The sequence below is a fragment of the Aureispira sp. CCB-QB1 genome, assembly GCF_000724545.1.
Lineage (GTDB): Bacteria > Bacteroidota > Bacteroidia > Chitinophagales > Saprospiraceae > Aureispira.
In genome coordinates this window covers 40,347-62,120 of sequence record NZ_JHBV01000036.1, presented here as the reverse complement: position 1 = coordinate 62,120, position 21,774 = coordinate 40,347, and the positions used below count along the sequence as shown (strand labels likewise).

At 36.6% G+C, this 21,774-nt stretch carries 11 protein-coding genes; 4 read left to right on the top strand and 7 right to left on the bottom strand.

The window, feature by feature from the left end; genetic code table 11:
- The first annotated feature begins 358 nt into the window (after positions 1 to 358).
- The 3 genes from CG11_RS18880 to CG11_RS18870 all read left to right on the top strand — a co-directional run bounded on the left by CG11_RS18880 (position 359) and on the right by CG11_RS18870 (position 5,352).
- Positions 359 to 1,474: a VWA domain-containing protein gene (locus tag CG11_RS18880; protein WP_052598399.1), complete on the top strand. Its 1,116-nt coding sequence runs from the start codon at positions 359 to 361 to the stop codon at positions 1,472 to 1,474.
- 98 nt (positions 1,475 to 1,572) lie between these two features.
- The gene (locus CG11_RS18875) at positions 1,573 to 3,033 is read left to right on the top strand and encodes a sigma 54-interacting transcriptional regulator (RefSeq protein WP_052598398.1); all 1,461 of its coding nucleotides are present in this window, start codon (positions 1,573 to 1,575) and stop codon (positions 3,031 to 3,033) included.
- 498 nt (positions 3,034 to 3,531) lie between these two features.
- On the top strand, positions 3,532 to 5,352 hold the full coding sequence (locus tag CG11_RS18870) for a T9SS type A sorting domain-containing protein (RefSeq protein WP_052598397.1): 1,821 nt from the start codon (positions 3,532 to 3,534) through the stop codon (positions 5,350 to 5,352).
- A gap of 103 nt (positions 5,353 to 5,455) precedes the next feature.
- Here CG11_RS18870 and CG11_RS18865 read toward each other — a convergent pair whose 3' ends face one another.
- Complete coding sequence (locus CG11_RS18865; RefSeq protein ID WP_052598396.1) at positions 5,456 to 6,214, bottom strand: N-acetyltransferase; 759 nt, start codon at positions 6,212 to 6,214, stop codon at positions 5,456 to 5,458.
- 251 nt (positions 6,215 to 6,465) lie between these two features.
- On the opposite strand from CG11_RS18865, the gene CG11_RS18860 reads away from it, so the two are divergent.
- The gene (locus CG11_RS18860; protein WP_052598395.1) at positions 6,466 to 8,913 is read left to right on the top strand and encodes a bifunctional UDP-N-acetylmuramoyl-tripeptide:D-alanyl-D-alanine ligase/alanine racemase; all 2,448 of its coding nucleotides are present in this window, start codon (positions 6,466 to 6,468) and stop codon (positions 8,911 to 8,913) included.
- Between the two features lie 48 nt (positions 8,914 to 8,961).
- On the opposite strand, the gene CG11_RS18855 is transcribed toward CG11_RS18860, so the two are convergent.
- The 6 genes from CG11_RS18855 to CG11_RS18830 form a co-directional block, all read right to left on the bottom strand.
- Positions 8,962 to 10,158: a hypothetical protein gene (locus tag CG11_RS18855; RefSeq protein ID WP_156039832.1), complete on the bottom strand. Its 1,197-nt coding sequence runs from the start codon at positions 10,156 to 10,158 to the stop codon at positions 8,962 to 8,964.
- A 147-nt stretch (positions 10,159 to 10,305) separates the two neighbouring features.
- The gene (locus tag CG11_RS18850; protein ID WP_052598393.1) at positions 10,306 to 11,178 is read right to left on the bottom strand and encodes a hypothetical protein; all 873 of its coding nucleotides are present in this window, start codon (positions 11,176 to 11,178) and stop codon (positions 10,306 to 10,308) included.
- An 84-nt stretch (positions 11,179 to 11,262) separates the two neighbouring features.
- Positions 11,263 to 12,381, bottom strand: a complete 1,119-nt coding sequence (locus tag CG11_RS18845; RefSeq protein ID WP_052598392.1) for a TlpA disulfide reductase family protein — start codon at positions 12,379 to 12,381, stop codon at positions 11,263 to 11,265.
- Between the two features lie 219 nt (positions 12,382 to 12,600).
- The gene (locus CG11_RS18840) at positions 12,601 to 14,982 is read right to left on the bottom strand and encodes a PKD domain-containing protein (protein ID WP_081909601.1); all 2,382 of its coding nucleotides are present in this window, start codon (positions 14,980 to 14,982) and stop codon (positions 12,601 to 12,603) included.
- A 208-nt stretch (positions 14,983 to 15,190) separates the two neighbouring features.
- Positions 15,191 to 18,613, bottom strand: a complete 3,423-nt coding sequence (locus CG11_RS18835; RefSeq protein ID WP_052598390.1) for a gliding motility-associated C-terminal domain-containing protein — start codon at positions 18,611 to 18,613, stop codon at positions 15,191 to 15,193.
- Between the two features lie 162 nt (positions 18,614 to 18,775).
- Positions 18,776 to 21,670: a gliding motility-associated C-terminal domain-containing protein gene (locus CG11_RS18830; protein WP_052598389.1), complete on the bottom strand. Its 2,895-nt coding sequence runs from the start codon at positions 21,668 to 21,670 to the stop codon at positions 18,776 to 18,778.
- Positions 21,671 to 21,774: the final 104 nt, after the last annotated feature.

The following is a 21,774-nucleotide window of genomic DNA, read 5'->3' as shown; positions in this document are numbered from 1 at the left end:
GACTTAGAAAAGCCATCCATTTTATCTTAACATTTTTATTTTGTCAATGTGCTTTAGAAAATTCGGGATGACTCATGTTTTTTGTTTTAGCTACTAACTTGTTAATAAAAGATTAAAAATTAGATATTTACTTCAGCATATGTTTTTACTAGGTAGGGATTATTTATCTTAGATGCCCTTCAATCATATTCCCCAATAAAGTAGCTAGTTTATGCTCTCACAAGCCAAACAGTCGTTTACAGTGGTGTTTATCCAATAAAATAGAAGTAAATTTTCAATTTACGTGTGAATTCTATAACCATTTGCGTTTTTAATTGTTACAGATTTGCAAATTAATTCCAAGAAATAATATTAAAACATGGCCAATAGAAAGGGATTTATTTTCAAAGAATACGAAGCTCCTCATCAGGAACCTTTTGATAGATTATTAGAAATTTTCAAAGAGTTGATTACATATACTTCTGGAGATGTGGAAGAAACACTAGACTGGATGCGGCAACTGGACAAAGAATACCAACTAACCACTCCTGAATATACCTTAGAAGACTTTGAAGAAGACTTAAAAAAGAAAGGTTATATCAAAGAAGAGAACAATCCCAAAGATGGTCGTGGTCAATTGTCCATTACAGCAAAAACCGAACGAGCAATCCGACAGCAAGCATTAAATCAAATTTTTGGAAAACTCAAACGCAGTGGCTCGGGTAATCATAAGACCAAACACACAGGGCAAGGTGATGAACACAATGGTGAATTTAGAAACTATAACTATGGGGATTCTTTGGAGCGTATCTCTATGACGGAAAGCTTGCGTAATGCTCAAATCAACAATGGTATAGGAGACTTTAAGCTTACAGAAGATGACTTGGTTGTTGAAGAGACAAGTTTCAAAGCTCAAATGAGCACTGTTTTGATGATTGACATCAGCCATAGTATGATTTTGTACGGAGAGGATCGAATTACTCCTGCCAAAAAAGTAGCAATGGCATTAGCTGAATTAATTACGACGCGCTATCCCAAAGATACATTGGATATATTGGTTTTTGGCAATGATGCTTGGTCGATTAGTATCAAGGACTTGCCTTACCTAAAAGTTGGTCCTTACCACACCAATACAGTGGCAGGCTTACAACTAGCAATGGATATGCTGCGTAGAAAACGCAATACCAATAAACAAATTTTCATGATAACCGATGGAAAGCCAAGTTGTATTCGAGAAAAAGATGGCTCTTATTATAAAAATAGCTTTGGTTTAGACAAATACATTGTCAACAAATGTTACAATATGGCTGCTCAAGCTCGAAAACTGCACATTCCAATTACAACATTTATGATTGCGCAAGATCCGCACTTAATGAATTTTGTAGAGCAATTTACCAAATCAAATCAAGGAAAAGCATTTTATACAGGTCTTAAAGGTTTGGGTGAAATGATTTTTACAGATTATGAGCAAAATAGAAAAAAAAGAATTCGATAAAAGCGCATTTCCCCCCTAATGGGCAATTAATCACTAGACATAAAACTTAATAGCGTACTAATTTTTTTAATGCTATTGAAATCTAATAACTATACAAAATGAAATCAATTCAAACATTCGGTGAATTAAAAAAATCAGGCTATCAGAGTAAATCTATCAAAGATGAGCTTAGAGATAACTTGATTGCAAAAATTAAAAATAAAGAAACCATTTTTAAAGGAGTCTGGGGATACAAAAATACGGTAATTCCAGAACTAGAGCGAGCTATTTTATCTCGTCATAATATTAATTTGCTAGGTTTGCGTGGTCAAGCCAAAACTCGTTTGGCTCGTTTGATGGTGCAACTTTTAGATGAATGGATGCCAATTGTTGCAGGTTCTGAAATTAATGATGACCCCTTCTATCCTATTTCTAGATTTGCCATTGATTTGTTGGAAGAAAAGGGAGACGATACTCCGATTGCATGGGTACACCGAGCAGAACGCTTTGCTGAAAAGCTAGCTACTCCCGATGTAACAGTTGCCGATTTGATTGGCGATGTTGATCCCATCAAAGCTGCTACCATGAAACTAACGTATGCTGACGATAGAGTGATTCATTTTGGTATGATTCCTCGTGCGAATCGTTGTATTTTTGTTATTAACGAACTACCAGATCTACAAGCTCGGATTCAAGTGGCACTGTTCAATATTTTACAAGAAGGAGACATTCAAATTCGAGGGTTTAAATTAAGAATGCCTTTGGACGTTCAATTTATATTTACAGCTAATCCTGAAGATTATACTAATAGAGGTAGCATTGTAACACCACTCAAAGATAGAATAGGTTCTCAAATCCTAACGCACTATCCAGAAAATATTGCTGTAGCTAGAACCATCACTGAACAAGAGGCTCAATTAGATGATCGTCAATCTGAAACAATCCATGTTCCTTCTTTAGCCAAGGATTTACTTGAACAAATCAGTTTTCAAGCTAGAGTAAGTGACTACATTGATGTAAAAAGTGGAATTAGTGCTAGAATGAGTATTACAGCGTTTGAAAATTTATTGAGTACAGCCGAACGCCGTGCATTAAAAAATGGAGATGAAAAAACGTCCATTCGCCTAAGCGACTTTATGGGAGTCATTCCCTCTATCACAGGAAAAGTGGAGTTGGTTTATGAAGGAGAGCAAGAAGGAGCTGCTTTTGTTGCCGAAACTCTAATTGGCGAGGCTATCGTAACCTTGTTTAGCACATTATTTCCTAAAATATCAAAACTAGAGCGTCCAGATACAGTAAGCCCTTATCATGATGTTTTAGAATTTTTCTTTGAAGAAAGTGGTTTTGAGTTGTTAGATGAGTTGCCAGAAAAAGAATACCATGCTCAACTAGATAAGATTACACCTTTAACTGAACTAATTAAAAAATATCAACCCAATATCTCAAAAGAAGACAGCTATTTCTTAAAAGAGTTTGTTTTGTGGGGCTTGGTCGAACATAAAAAATTAAGCAAAGATCGATTTACCGAAGGCTATCAGTTCAAAGACTTGTTAGGTTCCTATTTAAGTGGTCTGCAATAAACAATCATTATCAATTTATTATTTTTTTATATAGATAGGAATAGGGAAAACTCTATTCCTATTTTTTTTCTTGTCTAAAAAGCTTTAAAAGATAATCCAAGCCTACTATTATTATTTTCTATTAAACAAGCCATTACTAAACCTAGCACCTACTCGAAATCTCTCCTTGAAACGAACAATTAAAAAATATTAGGATATAAATTATTGTAGTTTCACAAACATAAACTCAATGAATATTATAATTTTAATAAAAATACATTGAGTGCAGTACATCAACTTTGTGTGCTAAACCTACTTCATTTAGGAAACCCCACTCCTAAAAATCGTCATACTCCCCCGACAACATATTGGATTAATTTATGATCGCTAAATATGTATTTAGCCTTTGATTTTCATTCTATATTATTTAGTAGAACACACTCTACTATACACACATTATAACTATATTTTTTCACTATCTAATTTTATAATATGAGTATGAAAACAAATTTGTATATAATGCTAATTGCATTATTTGCCCTGTTTCAAGTACCTAGTTTTGCGCAATCAAACAACAATGCACCTGTTGTCTTAGGTTATTTCCCATCTTGGTCAGAGAACTGGGTTTCAAACAATCAAAATTCAAAATTAAGGGAAATTCCTTCTTATGTCAATCACGTTTTTCTTGCTTTTGCCAAACCCGATTTGCGATATACTAAGGGATCTTATGACATTAGTCAAACAGGCATTCAAGTTCCTTATGATGGTTGTACACTAAAAGAGAGTATTGGGGCACTCAACAACAAGGGAACGAAAGTGATTCTGTCCATTGGAGGAGAAACATATTGGACCAGTAACACCATTTATAACGACATTAATTATCAGCAAATCAAAGATTTGGTAGACGACATGGGATTTGCAGGCATCGACTGGGATTTTGAGCCCAACGGTTCTTTTGCCAATATCGGAAGTGCTACAAACGTACAGCATTTTATTGATTTCTTCACCAACTCTAGAGCTATCATGCCTCGTTCTCAGGGATACATTATGGCTTGCGCTCCTAGTGGTGTTGGTGCTTTGGGCGGTCAGCTAAATGATGATCCTAGTTCTCCTTTTGCCTTTGCCAATCGCAATACCCTAACAGGAGAAACCGATGCTCAACTATACCAAGGTACTGCCCAAACTAACGGTATCAATTTATTTGGTTTTAGTGCAACAGGTCATATGATTCCTGTTATGAAAGCTGTTGGTAACGAAATTGATTTAATTGCTTTTCAAGGCTACAATGCAGGAGGGAGTACCAATCGCTCTATCATGTACGATGCCTACGCGCACTATGCAGAACAATATGGATTTAAAATTGCTGCCGGTGTCCATTATCCCAATGAACCATGGGGGCCGTATTACACTTATACACATGCCAACGTTGCTTCTTTATCAGACCATATAGAAAATCATCCAAATCGTGCAGGGGATGGAGATGGTATTATGATTTGGCAACTATTAATGTCTGGTAGTAATAGTTCTGCATACTCCTACCTAAACGTTGCAAGCAGTGTCTTAAATGGAACTGCTCCTGCCAATGCCGTTGCTGATGCTAATAATTTTGCCATGGAGCCTTATAGTGGTGGTGCAGATGACTGCAATGGTGCTGGTAATGGTGGCGGCGGTGGTGGCAATGGCGCTATTTACTGCGGTCATGCTTCCTATAATCCTGCCAATAGCTACCCTAGTCCTAATACCAATGTTTATTACCAATGCAAAATTTGGAGCAACCAATGGTATGCCAATCCGAACGAAGTGCCTGGATCAAACCCTGTTTGGGTAGAAATTAGCCCTTGCACAGAAGATAGCAGCTGTATTGGCAATGGCGGCGGTGGTAACGGTGGCGGAAATGGTAACGGGGGTGGCAATGGCAATGGTGGTGCTTATTGTGGTTACAATGCCTATGACAATAGTATTGCGTATCCTACACCTAACACGAATGTTTATTACCAATGTAAAATTTGGAAGAACCAATGGTATGCCAACCCTAATGAGATGCCTGGATCAAATCCTGTTTGGGTAGAAGTGAGTACTTGTAATAATGGTCCAAATTGTACATCTGCACGCCTATCAGCGCCACAATGGTCTATTGCTAACCAAGTGCTAAGCATCCGAAACGTTTCTGAAAAGCAAACCATCTATGTTTTTGATGCGTTGGGACAAGTCCATTACACCACTACTACTTCTTCTGATATTACAATTGATTTGAGTAGATTAGCAGTTGGAACTTACTGGATTTCAGCAATTGATACACAAGGAAACAGAACCATCAATACTTTACTAAAAATCAACTAAGTATAAATAATGATTAAATTTTAAATTTGTTACAATTCTATTTAGTTTCTTCCCCAATAATCACAATAAGGAATTTATTCCCTAGTGGTTATTGGGGTCTTTTTTATTTGGTAATATACTTGTCAATAGATTTTTCGGTTAACATTTGTTGCGTTACAAATTGACCGTTATAAAAAACACTGTAAATAGTATGAGGAACAAAGTGATTTTGGGCTTGTTCTTTGGTTGCCAATCTATGAATTTGAATAGGAATACCTCGCTTTTTGGCAGCTTCTACTAGTTCTATATTGGCATAATACTCTGTAAATGGACAAGCATTCGTATAATAAACACTCAAACCTTGCGGAACATCGCAAATCCCTTGTTTGGCGATTGTTTTGAACGTTGGGACAACAGCATCTGCATGAAATGGATAGTACCATAATTCGAAGTACGGCAAGGCCGTATCGCACAGCTGAAAACCTTTTTTATTAAAAAATTTCTTTTCAGACATAAAAGGCTGTTTCTTTTTTGCGGTTACAACTACAAGCCCATCTTTATCCCTAGCATCTTCTAGACAAGCTTCATAAAGTCGTGTTCCCAATCCTTGCCCTTTGTATTTCCCAGAAACCCAAAAACAATTGATTAACATATAATTGGGGGCATCAATGGGCACCCATCCTTTTTCAGCAGGAACATACTCTATAAATACCTTGCCCCTAATATTAAACTTCTTGAACGTATAACCATCTTTAAACTGTCCTTTTAACCAATTTTTTTTGGCTTGATAGCCTTCTGCACAATTCTTATTGGTAAATGCACAACAAATGTGCTCCGTATCTAGATTCCTTTCATTTAGTGTAATCAATTCATATGCTTCCATCTTATTCTATTTTTCTACCCGAACAATCATCTTACGTTTTTCCTTTTTTTGGTTACCCAAATTAATATTCTTTATCCATATTTTCAGCAGAAAATAGCAATATCCGATAGAGATCTTATTATAATTCCTCCTTAAGAAACTCATAAAGTTTTCAACGAACAATTGAAAAATATTCCCCACTCCCAAAACATATCTGTATCTTTGGCATTTTCTTGCATATAATTTTCTTTTTTGTAATCTGCCCGCAAACTATGGATTCGATTAACTTTGATACTAATTTTTGGAAACAAAAGCTCATCTTAATTGATAGTAGAAAATTAATTTTTCCTGCACAAAGTATCTTTTTTGCAATTAAAGGAAAGCTCAATGACGGCCATCGTTTTATCGATGCGCTTTACCAACAAGGTGTTCGGCATTTTGTTGTTAGTGAATCGATCTCTTGGGAACAATACCCCATGGCTCAAGTTATAACAACTCCTAATGTCATCCAACTTTTGCAAGACTATGCGCATTATCATCGAAAACAATTTGACCTACCAGTTGTAGCAATTACAGGAAGTAACGGAAAAACGATTTTAAAAGAATGGCTTTTCCAATTATTAGAACAAGATTATACCTTGATCAAAAGTCCTAAAAGTTATAACTCACAAATAGGCGTCCCCCTCTCTGTACTTGCCATCAATGGGCAACACAACTTGGCTATCTTTGAAGCAGGCATTTCAAAAGTGGGTGAAATGGAGCGATTACAAAAAGTGATAACTCCCACCATCGGTATTTTCACCAATATAGGCAAAGCACATGCTAGTGGTTTTGCTAACCTAGAGGAAAAGATAGAAGAAAAACTATTGCTATTTAAAGGAGTCGAGGTACTTATTTATAGTACCAACCATTCGCTAATCCATCAAAAAATCAGAGCAAAATTCAAGCACACCCCTACCCAACTTTGGTCTTGGGGGGCTTCAACAGAAGCTCAATTGCCTATTTATACACAAATAAGGACAAATAAAACGCTTGTGCAAATTCATTGGGAGCATAAAATTACCCGAATGTCGATTCCTTTTACCAATGCCGCAGCTATTGAAAATTGCTTGCATACTATTGCAACCTTACTTTATTTGGGCATTCCTATTCAGCAACTAGAACAACGCATGGAGAAATTGAGTGACGTTCCCATGCGTCTAGAACTAAAAGAGGGGATTCATAACTCGCAGATTATTGACGATAGTTATAACAATGATTTAGAAGGTCTGAAAATTGCCTTAGATTTTTTACAGCAAAAACACAAAACTAGTTCGGACTATAGCAAAACTTTAATTTTATCAGACATCCCAGAGCTAAAAAAACTTCCACATTATCAACTAATTGGACGCTTACTTCAAGAGCATCAAATTAAAAAGTTGATTGGTATTGGTCCTCATCTAATGCAAGCCCAACATTATTTTAAGACCATACCAGAAACCTATTTCTTTGAAACAACAGATGCGTTTATCAGTGCAATTGGTTCCGAGGTTTCTTTTTATCAAGAGAGTATTCTGCTCAAAGGAGCTAGAGCATTTGGTTTTGAGCGAATTGCACAACAACTAAAACAACGTATCCATGGAACCGTCTTGGAAATCAACTTAGAAGCCGTGACCAACAACCTCCAAATCTATAAAAATCAGCTCAACCCCAAAACTAAGCTAATGGTCATGGTTAAAGCTTCTGCCTATGGTAGCGGTTCTTACGAAATTGCACAACTACTACAATACAATCATGTTGATTATTTGGGAGTAGCCTATGTTGACGAAGGGGTAGCGCTGCGATCAAGAGGTATTCAACTGCCCATTATGGTTATGAATAGTGCCGCCTATGAGTTTGAGATCTTGTGCAAAAATAGATTAGAGCCTGTTGTTTATAGTTTTAGTATGCTAAAGGCTTTTTTACATTATTTAACGACCACTGACCTAAAAACCCCTTATCCAATTCACTTAGAATTAGACACAGGAATGCATCGTTTGGGCTTTGTGGAACAGGACATTCCGAATGTATTAAGCATTCTCAGTAAACACAAAAAACAATTGAATATCAAGGGCATTTTTTCTCACCTTGCAGCATCTGATACACCACAACATGAGGCATTCTCAAAGCAACAAATTGATAGTTTTGCCCATCTAGCCAATCATCTGGAAACAACTCTAGAGATCAAAGCTATTAAGCACTTACTCAATTCCGCTGGCATTACTCGTTTTCCGCAGCACCAATTTGATATGGTTCGTTTGGGCATTGGTTTATATGGCATTGATCCAAATCGACAATTACCATTACTACAAAATGTCGTTTGCCTAAAAACAAGTATTGCTCAAATAAAAACATTAGACACCAAAGAAACCGTAGGTTATAGTCGCAAAGGAACCCTTGAGCAAGTTAGTCGGATTGCCGTTTTATCCATTGGGTACGCAGATGGTTTTTTGAGAGCTTTTGGCAATGGCAATGCACAAGTAAAAATTCATGGACAGCTCGCTCCTACTATTGGCAATATTTGTATGGATATGTGCTTTGTAGATGTTAGCCATATTTCAGCGGCACAAGAAGGAGATGAAGTTATTTTGTTTGATAATGTCGATATGATTCAAGCTTTAGCGACTACGCTAGAGACCATTCCTTATGAAATATTAACCAACATCAGCGATCGAGTACCTCGCATTTTTTATGAAGCCTAACCAAGATACCAATCTATTTCAGATCTAAAAATAGTCTCAAAAACAAATTTATTCTTTTTCAGCATTTTCTTCCTTTACAATCTTTTTTTCTAATTCTTCGGAAGAACTAATCACCTTAGTTTTTCCTTCTTGCATTGGTCCCAAATCTAAAACGCCCAAGTTAGTTTGTTTTTTTATTTCATTGTTCAAAACGACTACCTTTTCAGCAGCATTGCGTTCTTTTTTGGCCACTTCAATATCTTGCTCAATTTGTGCTTGATTCTGAATCGTTTCTTTCATTCTATCAATGGCCAAAGCTTGTTTTAATGCCAATGTTTGGTACTCTTTGGATTCTTTAGACTGTGCCTCCAATTGCTTTTTTAATTTTGACAACTCCTTAGACAACTCTGCCAGTTCACTTTTAGTTGTTTTTAACTCCAACTCTTTTGCTTTTTGCAATTCTTTGGCAGCAATTGCCGCTTCCTTTGCAGCTTCTGCGGCTGCCAAGCGTATTTTCTTTTCTTCTATTTTTTTATCACAATTTTGAAGCAACAACATATCGTTTAAAGAAACTATATCTGCGGATACAACATAGTTTACAGCATAATTATCCGAGCTATTATAAATTTCACCCTTGAGACCAAATATGTCTCCCCCTGACACTTCTGTCGCACTTTGAATTCGGACATAATCTTTGGTATAAACAGTTGTCAATTTAGCAGATTTGACATAGTACAAATTCACTTCTGAATCTGCTTGATCTGCATTTTGAAATGCCTCACAAATTTCGGTATATGGGATTAAGCTATCTGGAATAATTGCCATTGCAATATCTGTGATGGTCAATTCATAGACACTTTCGATACTTGCATTTACAGAAGCAATCATATAGTGCCCATTAAATTCGCAAGAGCCGTCAATTTTTGAGCTATACAACGCTTTATCGGATATAATAGCTTCCATTTTTGGAGGGCTATTTTTTCGAACATATCGCCCTAATATAACAGGTTTTTTATTTTTTCCTTTTTCCTTTTTTATTAACAACACATGCCCTACCAATTGGTCAATTTGATTTCGATAACCAGCCAAGCCTCTAATAAAGGTTCTATCCGTATAATCAGAAGGAAGAGGAGAATTAATTTCTTTTGCCCCTGCATGCCTACTAAACTTTACTTTTTTTACTCTTTGAGCTTGTAAGTCAACGTAAGGATAAATTAAAAAAAAAACAAGCGTTACAAACAAGAATTTTCTGTGTGGTGACATCATTCGTATTTAATCTACTCAACAATTTTTTTGCTCCTGCAAAAATATAGGATTTCTATCAAAACAAAAACTATAAAGCGATTTGAATTATTGTCTTTACTTTCCTAAATATGGGCAAATCTTGTAAAGTTTTCCATCCCTTTTGCAAGTCTAAATTTCCTCCCCAAAATGACCTAAGACTTCTTCTAAATCCTCATCCATTAATAGAACACGTACGCTTCCATCCTTCAAAAATTTCTCTAAATCAATTCTTAACTGTTCATACTTTAGACTGGTTTGTTTGTCTTCTATATTTGCACTCGCATCTGTAATCGAAAATTCATAATCAAAGAGCACTTTTTCGAGATAAATATATTTTTGATTTCGAGCATCAAAGAAGTTCAACCGTGTTAATTCTTCAGCTATACTGTCAATCTTTTCTTGTGTAAAAAAGACTTCATTATAAACAATTACATGCGCTGCCTCTCCATAACTTCTAGTTTCTAAATTAGCAACAACAGAACTTGGGTCGGTAAGCTCACTTGAAGGCTCTTCTTGAGGCGAAACAGTCCATCCTTCTTCAGAAGGGGTAGAAGGAAGTATTCGATCAGAACCATACCACAAATAACCACCCATAAAAATACTAATCATAACTAACGAAAAAATAAAACTAATTCCACCCGCTCGCCACAAACTATACACCTCTCCTCCTTGTTGAATATGTGCTTCCACATCTTTCTCTTGCTGCTGCTTAAACAATTGCCGTGCAATGGCAACACTAATAATTGGAAAAACTACATTGGGAATATTGATCGTTACGATTTCTTGTATTATAAAAAGAATGGTACAATATAATATGAAAACTACTGCCGTAATTCCCCATACTTTTTTAGATAAATGACCTTTTCCTAGGTTTTTATAATTTGCCACAAAAAGATAACCTGTAGCTATAGGACCTCCGAAAAATGTACCTAGTGCTATTCCTGTTTCGTTGTAAACTTTTTGCGATGATTGGACTTCATCCAATATGTGTGTTTCTTCCATGTATAAATATTATCAAATAAGATATTTATTGTTGTACTCTACTTCGTTTAAAAATCGTATTGTTTTTAATACATAAACTATTCATTACTTTTCGAGTTGGTCTAGCAATTTAATAACATTTTGGATTCCTGTAAGTTCTGATCCAACAATAAATCCATCTTTATTAATTACAAAAAATAAAGGCAAGTAATTGATATAATAATCTTTCGCAATTTTTGAATCAAAGGAATTAAAAGCACCAAGATTTATAGCCCAATTTATTTGAGTAGTGACAATTGCTTCTTGCCATTTTTCATAATTTTCAGGCTTCTCTATCCCTACAGCAATGAATTTCACCTTAGATTGATACTTTTTAAAAGCAGGCAATATCCTAGGATTCAAAAATGGAGCCCCTCTAAAAGTGGAAGACCAAAAATACAGAACAACTGTATGCCCTTTAAAATCATCTAGAGTTACTATTGTATTATCTAAACTCTTCAATTCAAAGTTTGACGCAACTGCACATAATTCAACACCTTCCTGATGAACAACATTCAAGTTTTTATCATAAATCTTAACACACTCAATGTTCCCTAAATAAGAAATTTCTTTCCTAAAAGGTACATATTGGGTACTATAAGGGCGGTGTTTATAATCGTAATTTTCTTCGCAAATCAACCTCTTTTGTGCATCGTATTTCAATTCAAGAATTCCAACATTATCTTTTTCTATATTACCATCAGCATCTAAGTATTTAATTTGTTCTTCCAATCCATGTTCATTGTAAGTATATGCCATTCTAAATTTTGTATCTCCATTCCTTGACATTCCCCAACGCTCTATGACTTGCTTTTTTGAATTGTATGTATGAATAACTTTATGATAAAATGGAGGGATGTCCAATACATCTGGTTGCATATTTTTATCATAACAATATTCTATTTTAGACTCCTTACCATCTATAAGTCGGTATTCATACACAAAAATTGGAGCCAAACCAATTCTAGAAAGAATCTCACCAAGAGTGTCGGTCATATATTCTTTGATAAGGCGATTATTAGGATCATACTCGTAATGATTCAGATAATTTCTTCTTACTCCCTCTTCGTAATACTCCACCTTAACAATATTACCAGCAGCATCTACTGTTCTTAAAGTATCTATAGACTGACTGTAAGCAAGATTAAAAATTACGAAAACTAGTAATAGGGTTAAAAACAACATAATATAAGGATTAAGACAAGCAAACAATTATCAAAAAATATATTCAAAATATAAAATTCAAATCGTTTTACCTTCTTTTGCACGCGATGGAGCTTCATTGGATTTTTAATTTTCCATGAAGCAATGAACTTGTTATATCAAATACAAATTAAGGAGGAACATAGTTTCAATCCATTACATTTTTTGCTCTTATCGCTATTGTGCAGAATAAAACATTGCTTAGCGTAGCAACGTAATATTTCCTTTCAAAAAGGCTTCGCTCCCATCGTCACAAACACACTGCATATAATAACCATATACATCTGGAGACAACAATTTCCCTTCAAATGTTCCATCCCAACCTCTATCTTGATCGTTGGTTTCAAAAACCTTCTGTCCCCAACGATTGTAAATAGCAAAAGTCATTTCGGTAATATGATTGCCTTCTACCCTCAAAATATCATTGTGACCATCATTATCAGGAGAGAAAGCAGAAGGGACAAAAACAACAGGATTTCCGCAAAGTGGCGGCAGAATTGTAACTGTTACAGAATCTAGTAAAGAACACCCTATATCATTTCTTACAGAGAGATAATACGTATTGGTTGATCGAGGTTGGGCAGTAGGATTATGAATATCATATGCATTTAATGTTGTATCGGGCAACCACGTATAGGTATAATCCATGTCATAAGTAGCCAACAGTTGAGTTGTTTGCCCTTCATAAATTGCATCAGGCACGGCAGAAATCGATAGTACAGGAGAAACAGAGCTGACAATCACACTGGTATAATTCGTATCTTTACAATTTTCAGTATTAGTACCAACCACTTCCAAGTAAATATCATCATTAGCCAACACCCAAATACTATCTGTTCCCTGTCCTGAAATAATATGCTCTGTAGGCGTCCAGTTATACTCTATAATATCATGATAATTTTGCCCTGTTGCAAATGCCGTCACTAATAATGTATCTGACTTACAAACTGTTTGGGAGCCAATAGCTGCGATAGAAGGACTTGTAAATGGAACGTACAACATTCTACTAAATGTATCTTGACAAGGATGTCCAATACCCGCAATTAAAGTTATTTCGTACATTCCTGTATCGGGAAAGGTATGGGTTGGATTTTCATCGGTTGAACTCCCCGTATTTCCAAAATTCCATAAATATTGCTGATTGTTCGTAACACTTTGGTTGTTAAAAGGAACTGAAAGTGATTTATTACAAGCAAATGTAGTCGTATCAAAAGCAGCCATCACTGTATCTATAGGAACATCTACCTGTGTTAGTTGTACCATATCGGTGCATCCATAATTATTCGTTGCCTCTACCATTACCCCAAAACTATTGCCACTTACTGACATCCAAACACTATCTGTTCCTTGTCCCGAAATAATATTGCTAGGTGGCGACCAGTTATAGCTAACTACTTGATTAAATTCAGAGAAAATATTGTAAGCCACTAACAATACTTTGTTATCATTACAAATAATTGGAGCACTCACGACATCTATTTCCGCAGCCTCTATATTTAATTGAACATCCATTTCGATAGAGTCCTCACAAGGAGTTCCCAAACCAGCAATAAGAAGAACCGTATACTGCCCTGTATCTGGAAAAGAATGAACAGGATTGGCTACTGTTGATATGGGGCTTCCATCTCCAAAATCCCAAATAAAAGGACCATTAGAAGGGTTGCTCATATTATCAAAGCCAATATTTAGAGAAGCATTACAGATGGGAATATCTGGCTCAAAATCTGCTGTAATAGAAGTAATACAAGGTGTTACAATAAATTGGAAATCTCTCCGTATGCGCCCCATTAATACGCCATTTCGGTATTCGCTAATGCAAATTCCAAATACAAAGGTTCCATTAGAAAAAGGGGTTCCTGTCAACATTCCCGTTACAGGATCTATCACAAATGGTTGTGGTCCTCCAAGCATATTGTTTAAATTATAAGGGAGTACCCAATTCACAAATTGATTTCCCGCCACTCCAAAGATATCGTATGGAGTACACAATTCGTAAACCAAAGAATCCCCATCAACATCTGTTGCCGAATGATCATAACTAAATGGCTGTCCATTACAGATATAAAAAGGAGGCCAATCTCCTACTTTTGGGGCACTATTGCAAGACAACAAGGCTTCTTCTGTTAAAACAGCATGATAAGCCGCTTGGGTTCCTGTAGGATTTGCAATATTAATAATATCTTGATTTCGACAGCAGATTTGGTATAAAAACTGATACCCTCCCACTCGAAAAGGCAACGTCCGCACCTCTCGATAAGTAGTGGTATGAATACAGGCAGACGGTGGAATAACAGAACACGCTGAGCTTGTAAAAGCCAAGGTATCATTGTTTCTCAATCGCATTCCTATCGTATCAATAAAGTATCCATTAGCATCCAATATTTGAATGGCTGCTGGATCTTCAAACCAAGGTACTCCAGTGTCACAATCTCGAAACAATTGCAACGTAATTTCATACCGATCGTTCCCTAAGCACCGATAATTAACTTCTCCTCCAATAATATGGGTTGCCAAAAGCGAATGCATGCCTATAAACATACTGCTTATACTTAGGATCAAATATTGGAGTCGAAGTGTTTTCATGGTGTTAATTTTAGTGGTCAAGGGCTATTCTTCTGTTCAGCCTAAATAAGCATCTGGTTATTAGAAAATAGTATTTCTGTTTACATTTTAATGCCATTAATTCTAGTTCTAAGATAACATATAGTTTGAATAAAATCAACCTCCATCCAATCATATTAAATTAAACTAAATTTACAACTTGTTATTCAATATGAGCATAATACTTGCTTTATCTCAACAAAGTAATATTTCCTTTTGTCAATAGTTCACTTCCATCATCACATATACACCTTAAGTAATAGCCATAAACGTCTGGAGGCAGTGTTTTCCCTTTAAACGTACCATTCCATCCAATCGCTTGGTCGTTGCTTTCAAATACCTTTTCGCCCCAACGATTGTAAATTGTCCAATCAATCCTTGCTATGTTATTTCCATTAATCATCAAAACATCATTGTGACCATCTCCATCAGGTGAAAATGCGTTGGGTATAAACACAGTAGGCAAACCACAAACGGGAGCTTTTATCGGAACTAAAACCGAATCTTTGGTCGTACAACCATATTGATTGGTTGCCGAAACAAAATACCAAGTTGTTTGCCTCGGTTTTGCCATGGGATTATAAATAAAATAATTATCCAATGTTGTATCTGGCAACCAATTATAGAGATAATTGATATCGTTTGTTGTAGCTAATTGAGCCGTTTGACCAACAAAAATACTGTCAGGGTTTACAGTCGTTGTCAATATTGGTGAAATGTAAATGATGCGCCCTTGTGCATAAGCTGTATCAACGCAACCATGCGCATTGTTTCCAATTACAATAAAAGTGGTATTAGTATCCATCAAGGCATATGCCGTGTCGGTTCCTTGCCCTGCAAAAATTTCATTGGTCGGCAACCACTGATAATTGACCCAATCGGTATAAGCATCCAAAGCATTGGTAACCGTTAGTTCTACCGTATCTTCTTTACAGATAACCGAGACATCAGGAGCATCCATAATTAAACCATGTAAAGGCAAATAGACCTCCATATTGAATGTATCTGGACACAAACTACCAACTCCAGCCACTAAACGTACGGTATAATTTCCTGTATCTGGAAAATTGTATAGCGGGTTAACATCTGTGGATGTTGCCAAATTTTCAAAATTCCACTCATAATTATTCATTGTTAGATTGCTAGTAGATGTATTGACAAAAGGAACTAACAAAGAAGTATTACACAAAACATCTAGGGTATCAAAAGAAGCATTAACTTCCAATACGTTTATGGTCGTAGCAACAGTATCTCGACACAAATGACTGTTCAACGCTTCAACTTTTATAGTCGTCGTATTGGTCGCTAGAATTAAGACCGAATCTGTCCCTTGCCCTTCAATAATCTGTGAAGTAGGTGTCCAAACATAGTCAATACTATCCGAATAACGTTCTAACAAATCATCCACGGTTAACCATAACGAATCGCCTACACATGCTGTTTGTGCTGGAATTGGTGTCAAATCAACACCATAAAGTGGTAAATATAAATCTAATGACATGGTATCAGGACACAAGGTATTGGCTCCTACAATGAGTTCAATTGCATACATTCCTGTATCTGGAAAGGTGTATATTGGGTTGGTAGCCGCACTAGTTGCCAAAGTATCAAAGCGCCATAAATAATTACTACCTCCCAAACTATTAATGGAGCTGTTCGTAAATGGAATGGCTAGAGATGTATTACAAGCCAAATCAAGCGTGTCAAAATTAGCTTCTATATGGATAACGTCAATGTCAAAACTCAATGTACTGGGGCAACCATAGTTATTTTGTCCTGATACCTGTATTTGTGTGGAGTTATTGGCTATGATTAAAACACTATCTGTTCCTTGCCCCGTTACAATCTCTGAACTTGGTGTCCAAACATAATTAGCAGAAGTAGAATAATCTTTATACAAATCTATAGCTTTAATAAAAATACTATCTCCCTTGCATGCAGTGACATCAGGAATTGGCTGCAACTCCATTGCTGTTAATTGTACCAAAACATTCCTTGAAATAGTATCAGCACATAGGCTGCCTACTCCTGCCACCAAAGTTACGGTGTAGGTTCCTGTGTCAGGAAAAACAAAAAAAGGATTGGTTGCCGTAGCAAATCCTAAGGTACCAAATTGCCATTGATAATTATTATTAGTAGGGTTGCTAGAACTTTGATTTTGAAACTGTAAAGTTAATGACGTATTGCAGGGTGTACTCGTTGTTGTAAAATCTGCCGTCACTTGTCGTATGTTGATCGTTGCAAAAGCACTACTAGTACAACCATAGTTATTGACACCATCTACTCGAAACTGTGTGCTTTGATTAACAACCACCCAAACGCTATCTGTTCCTTGTCCGCTGATAATAGCCGCCGCAGGAGACCAAGTAAATGTTGTTGAGTCAGAATATCCTTCATAAGTATCGGTAGCCACTAACAATATGGTATCTCCTTGGCAAGCCGTTTGTGGTGCTGCCATTGATAATTCTAAGGCTTCTATTCTAATGTCCATATCCACAGAAAAAGTATCCAAACAAGGAGAACCAATTCCCGCCACTAGAGTGACGGTATAAAGTCCTGTATCTGGGAATGTAAATATAGGATTAACAGCTTGAGAGGTTCCCAAAGTATCGAATATCCAATTGTACGATCCTGTTACGACTCGACTGTCATTATCAAATGGATAAGTTAACACTTTATTGCATTGCAATCCTGTTGTGTCAAAATCTGCTACTGTTTGTGGTTCACAGGTTCCGACTACATGTTGAAAATCGCGCCTAGTAATCGAAATTAAGTTTCCATTTCTATATTCTTTAAGACAAACTCCAACCAAAAATACGCCTAAGTTTTGTGGCGTACCTGTCAACAAACCAGTAACGGGGTCTATAGATAAAGGGTCGGGACCTCCTAGTACGTTGGATACACCATATGGCGCTTGCCATGTGATATTTTGATAAGGAGGAGCATTGGGTGGTTGTGGTCTTGCGTTCGCATTAGTTGCACCATCCGAAGGCGTGCAGAGTTCGTATACGATAGAATCCCCGTCTACATCTGTTGCCGAATGATCAAATGCTATAGGAACTCTTGAACACAAATACACCCGAGGCCATTCATTAAAAACAGCTGAACTGTTGCACAATTGCAACGCAGCTGGTGATATATATGTCCAGTAAGTTGCTCCTGTCGAATTGGGATTGACAATATTTACAATATCTTGATTTCGACAACACCTTTGATAAGCCAAAGTATAGCCTGTCAAAGAAAAAGGCAAGGTAAACGTATCGGTATAAGTGGTTGTATGAATGCAAACATTGTTGGGTACAATCAAGCAAGAATCAGGCAAATAAATATCTAGTGTATCATTGATTCCTGCATCTAAATCAACTAATTGACTAAAAATTAGCACATTGGTTTGTCCATCAAAAACACCAATCGAAGCAGGATCATCAAACCAAGGAACACCAGTATCGCAATCTCGAAATACCGTCAAAGAAACTTCGTATTGATCATTGCCCAAACATCGATAATTCATTTCTCCCCCAACAATATGGGTTGCTAGAGCTTTTTGAGAACAGCAAAGGAGAGCCAGCAATAAGGGTATGCCTTTTAAAGCATGGAGTAGTGCTTTTTTCATAATAGAGTAGTTTTGAGCTGTGGGGGCTATCAAAAAAAACGGGATAAACTACCAATCATTTATCCCTTTTACTTTTTTATCACGCTCTGATTCTTTTTAATTATCAGAGTACTATTTTAAGATAGCCCTAAAAGCATCGTATTACTCTATCAAACCATCTATTTACTTTAGTAAGGTAATATTTCCTTTTAATAACAACGTACCTCCTCCATCGCACGTGCATCTCATATAATAACCATATACATCTGGTGGCAAAGCTTGTCCTTCAAATGTTCCATCCCAACCAATATCTTGGCTATTGGTTTCAAATACCTTTTGTCCCCATCTATTATAAATGGCCATCGTCATTTCGTCGATATTGTTTCCATTCACCATCAATACATCATTGTAACCATCTCCATCAGGCGAAAATGCATTGGGTATAAATACAACAGGACCATCACAAACTGGCTGTCTTATTCGAACAGTTACAGAGTCATAATCTGTGCAAAGTTGATTTTCAACTGTCAAATAATAGGTTGTCGTTTGTCTAGGCTTAGCGATTGGATCAGGAATATTATAAGCACTTAAAGTTGTATCTGGCAACCAGCTGTATATATAACCTGCTACATTGGTAGCAGCCAACTGAGAAGACTGTCCTAAAAAGATACTATCAGGGATTGCAACCACTGTAAAAGCGGGAGACATTGTACTCACATTAACATGCGCCATAGCAGTATCTCTACAACCTCTATCATTTAAGCCAATTACTATAAAATCTAGATCTCCGTTTGCCAAGACTTCCACACTATCCGTTCCTTGACCAGTTAGTATATTTGTCCCTGGTGTCCATGTGTAATCTACAACATTACTGTATAAAGATAAAACATTTGAAGCAGTTAACAAAACGGTATCTCCTCTACAAACCAATTGAGAATCAGAGGCTATTATTTCTAACCCATCTATTGGCAAATAGATCGTCCTTGAGAAGGTGTCTGGACAAGCAGTTCCAATACCTCCTATCAATGTAACGGTATAAGTCCCTGTGTCAGGAAACGTGTGGGTTGGACTTAAATCTGTCGAAGTTCCTGTACCTCCAAAATCCCATACAAATCCTACATTAGGATCGACACTGGTATTAGTAAAAGGAACATCTAGCGATTTGTTACACACCAATTCCGTCGTGTCAAAAGTAGCGTTAACTTGAAATACTTGAAGCGGTAGTTTTACGGTATCGACACAACCATTGTCATTAATAACATTAACTGTAAATACCGTATTGGCATCTGCTACAATTTGAATAGAATCCGTTCCTTGACCAGATAAAATCGGAGCATCTGGTGTCCATACATAACCTGCTATATTATTATAATTAGCAAGCTCATTGGTCACACTTAAAATCAAATCGTCTCCCTTGCAAGCTTGTGTAGGAGAAGTAGACAGAACTGATGCACCATCCAATGGGATATAAATATCTCTAGTAAATGTATCTTGACACAATGCTCCATACCCAGCAATTAAAGTAATCGAATACAGTCCTGTATCTGGAAATGTATGAACAGGAAATACATCCGTCGAGGTCCCTGTCCCATCAAAATCCCACCAATAACCATTGTTGACAGCAACACTATTGTTAGTAAATGGGATACTCAAGGTAGTGTTACAATCAAAGGCAATACTATCGAAACTAGCTTCTACTAATTGTAATTGTATATTGGTATTATCAACATCTTGGCAACCATTATCATTGATTACCGTTACACTCAAGTTTATGTTACTATTAGCGACAACATAAACAGAATCGGTTCCCTGTCCTGATAAAATGGTGTTGTTGGGTGACCAGTTATAAGATACTAAATTATTATAGTTACTCAATACATTTTCTGCAACAAGCAACACCGTATCTCCCAAACAAGCTTCTTGCGGAGGCACTTCTACATCTGCCCCATCTAGTGTTACGGTAATTTGGCGCTCTACGGTATCCACACAAGAAAGTCCCGCTGCTGCAATCATGGTTACAGTATACGTTCCTGTATCTGGATAGGCATGGTATGGATTAACAGCGGTTGAAATAGGTGAATTATCTCCAAAATCCCATTGAAAAGACGTATTTAGAGAAGTACTTGCATTAAGGTGCAAGACCGAAAGCGTATTATTGCAAGGTGGAATATTAACCGCAAACTGTGCTTGCAAAGGAGTACACACTCCTACGGAATATTGAAAATCTCGTTTTGTAACCCCAATTAAAACACCATTTCTATATTCTTGGGCACAAATTCCTACCACAAAAGTTCCTAAAGTAGGTGGTGTGCCTGTTAACAAACCAGTCACAGGGTCTATTCTCAAAGGATCGGGTCCTCCCAACATATTGTTAAGGTTGTAAGGTGGCAACCATACCACAGAATTGTAAGGAGGACCTGCTGGTGGATCAGGGATAGGATCTCCTTGAGTGGCACCATCATAAGGATTGCACAAACTATATACGATAGAATCTCCATCTGGATCAAATGCGGAGTTATCATAATTGATAGAAGAACCTTGGCAAATATAAAAAGGAGGCCACTCTCTAAACCTTGCGCTGCTATTACAATTAGCTAGTGCATTGGCTGAAATAACCACATCATACGTAGCTCCAGAAGCTTGTGGATTGACAATATTAGCAATGATATTATTTCGACAACACCGCTGATAAGCTAAGTGATAACCACCACTTCTATAAGGAAGGGTAATTTGCCTTCTGTAAGTTGTTGTATGAATACACACATTGGGGGGTATCGTATAGCAAGGATTACTCAAGGATAAATCTAGTGTATCGTCTACCGTTAGAAAAAAAGATTCTTTGCCCAAGTAAGCCCCTGATGTAGCATCAAAAACACCAATAATGGCTGGATTATCAAAATAAGCTCCTGGGTTTCCATTCTCACAATCTCTAAAAATGGTTAACAAAATCTCATATTGATTGTTTCCCAAACAATTATAGGTCATTTCTCCTCCTACAATATGACTTGCTTGAGTAGTAGAAAATGGGAATAGAACTAGACAACATAACAAACTTATAGAATGAATTAAATACTTCATAGACGACGACTTCCAATTTTTTAAAATAAGGGAGCAGATTAATATTATATTAAAAGAGGTACTATATATATCATAGCAATGGGCTTCGGTCTAAGTTAAACAAT

Excerpts from the sequence above, each read along its gene's own strand:
- CG11_RS18860 (WP_052598395.1), top strand. The coding sequence starts at position 6,466 with ATGGATTCGATTAACTTTGATACTAATTTTTGGAAACAAAAGCTCATC.
- CG11_RS18855 (WP_156039832.1), bottom strand. The coding sequence starts at position 10,158 with ATGATGTCACCACACAGAAAATTCTTGTTTGTAACGCTTGTTTTTTTT.
- CG11_RS18875 (WP_052598398.1), top strand. The coding sequence starts at position 1,573 with ATGAAATCAATTCAAACATTCGGTGAATTAAAAAAATCAGGCTATCAG.
- CG11_RS18850 (WP_052598393.1), bottom strand. The coding sequence starts at position 11,178 with ATGGAAGAAACACACATATTGGATGAAGTCCAATCATCGCAAAAAGTT.
- CG11_RS18880 (WP_052598399.1), top strand. The coding sequence starts at position 359 with ATGGCCAATAGAAAGGGATTTATTTTCAAAGAATACGAAGCTCCTCAT.
- CG11_RS18845 (WP_052598392.1), bottom strand. The coding sequence starts at position 12,381 with ATGTTGTTTTTAACCCTATTACTAGTTTTCGTAATTTTTAATCTTGCT.
- CG11_RS18840 (WP_081909601.1), bottom strand. The coding sequence starts at position 14,982 with ATGAAAACACTTCGACTCCAATATTTGATCCTAAGTATAAGCAGTATG.
- CG11_RS18870 (WP_052598397.1), top strand. The coding sequence starts at position 3,532 with ATGCTAATTGCATTATTTGCCCTGTTTCAAGTACCTAGTTTTGCGCAA.
- CG11_RS18865 (WP_052598396.1), bottom strand. The coding sequence starts at position 6,214 with ATGGAAGCATATGAATTGATTACACTAAATGAAAGGAATCTAGATACG.
- CG11_RS18835 (WP_052598390.1), bottom strand. The coding sequence starts at position 18,613 with ATGAAAAAAGCACTACTCCATGCTTTAAAAGGCATACCCTTATTGCTG.
- CG11_RS18830 (WP_052598389.1), bottom strand. The coding sequence starts at position 21,670 with ATGAAGTATTTAATTCATTCTATAAGTTTGTTATGTTGTCTAGTTCTA.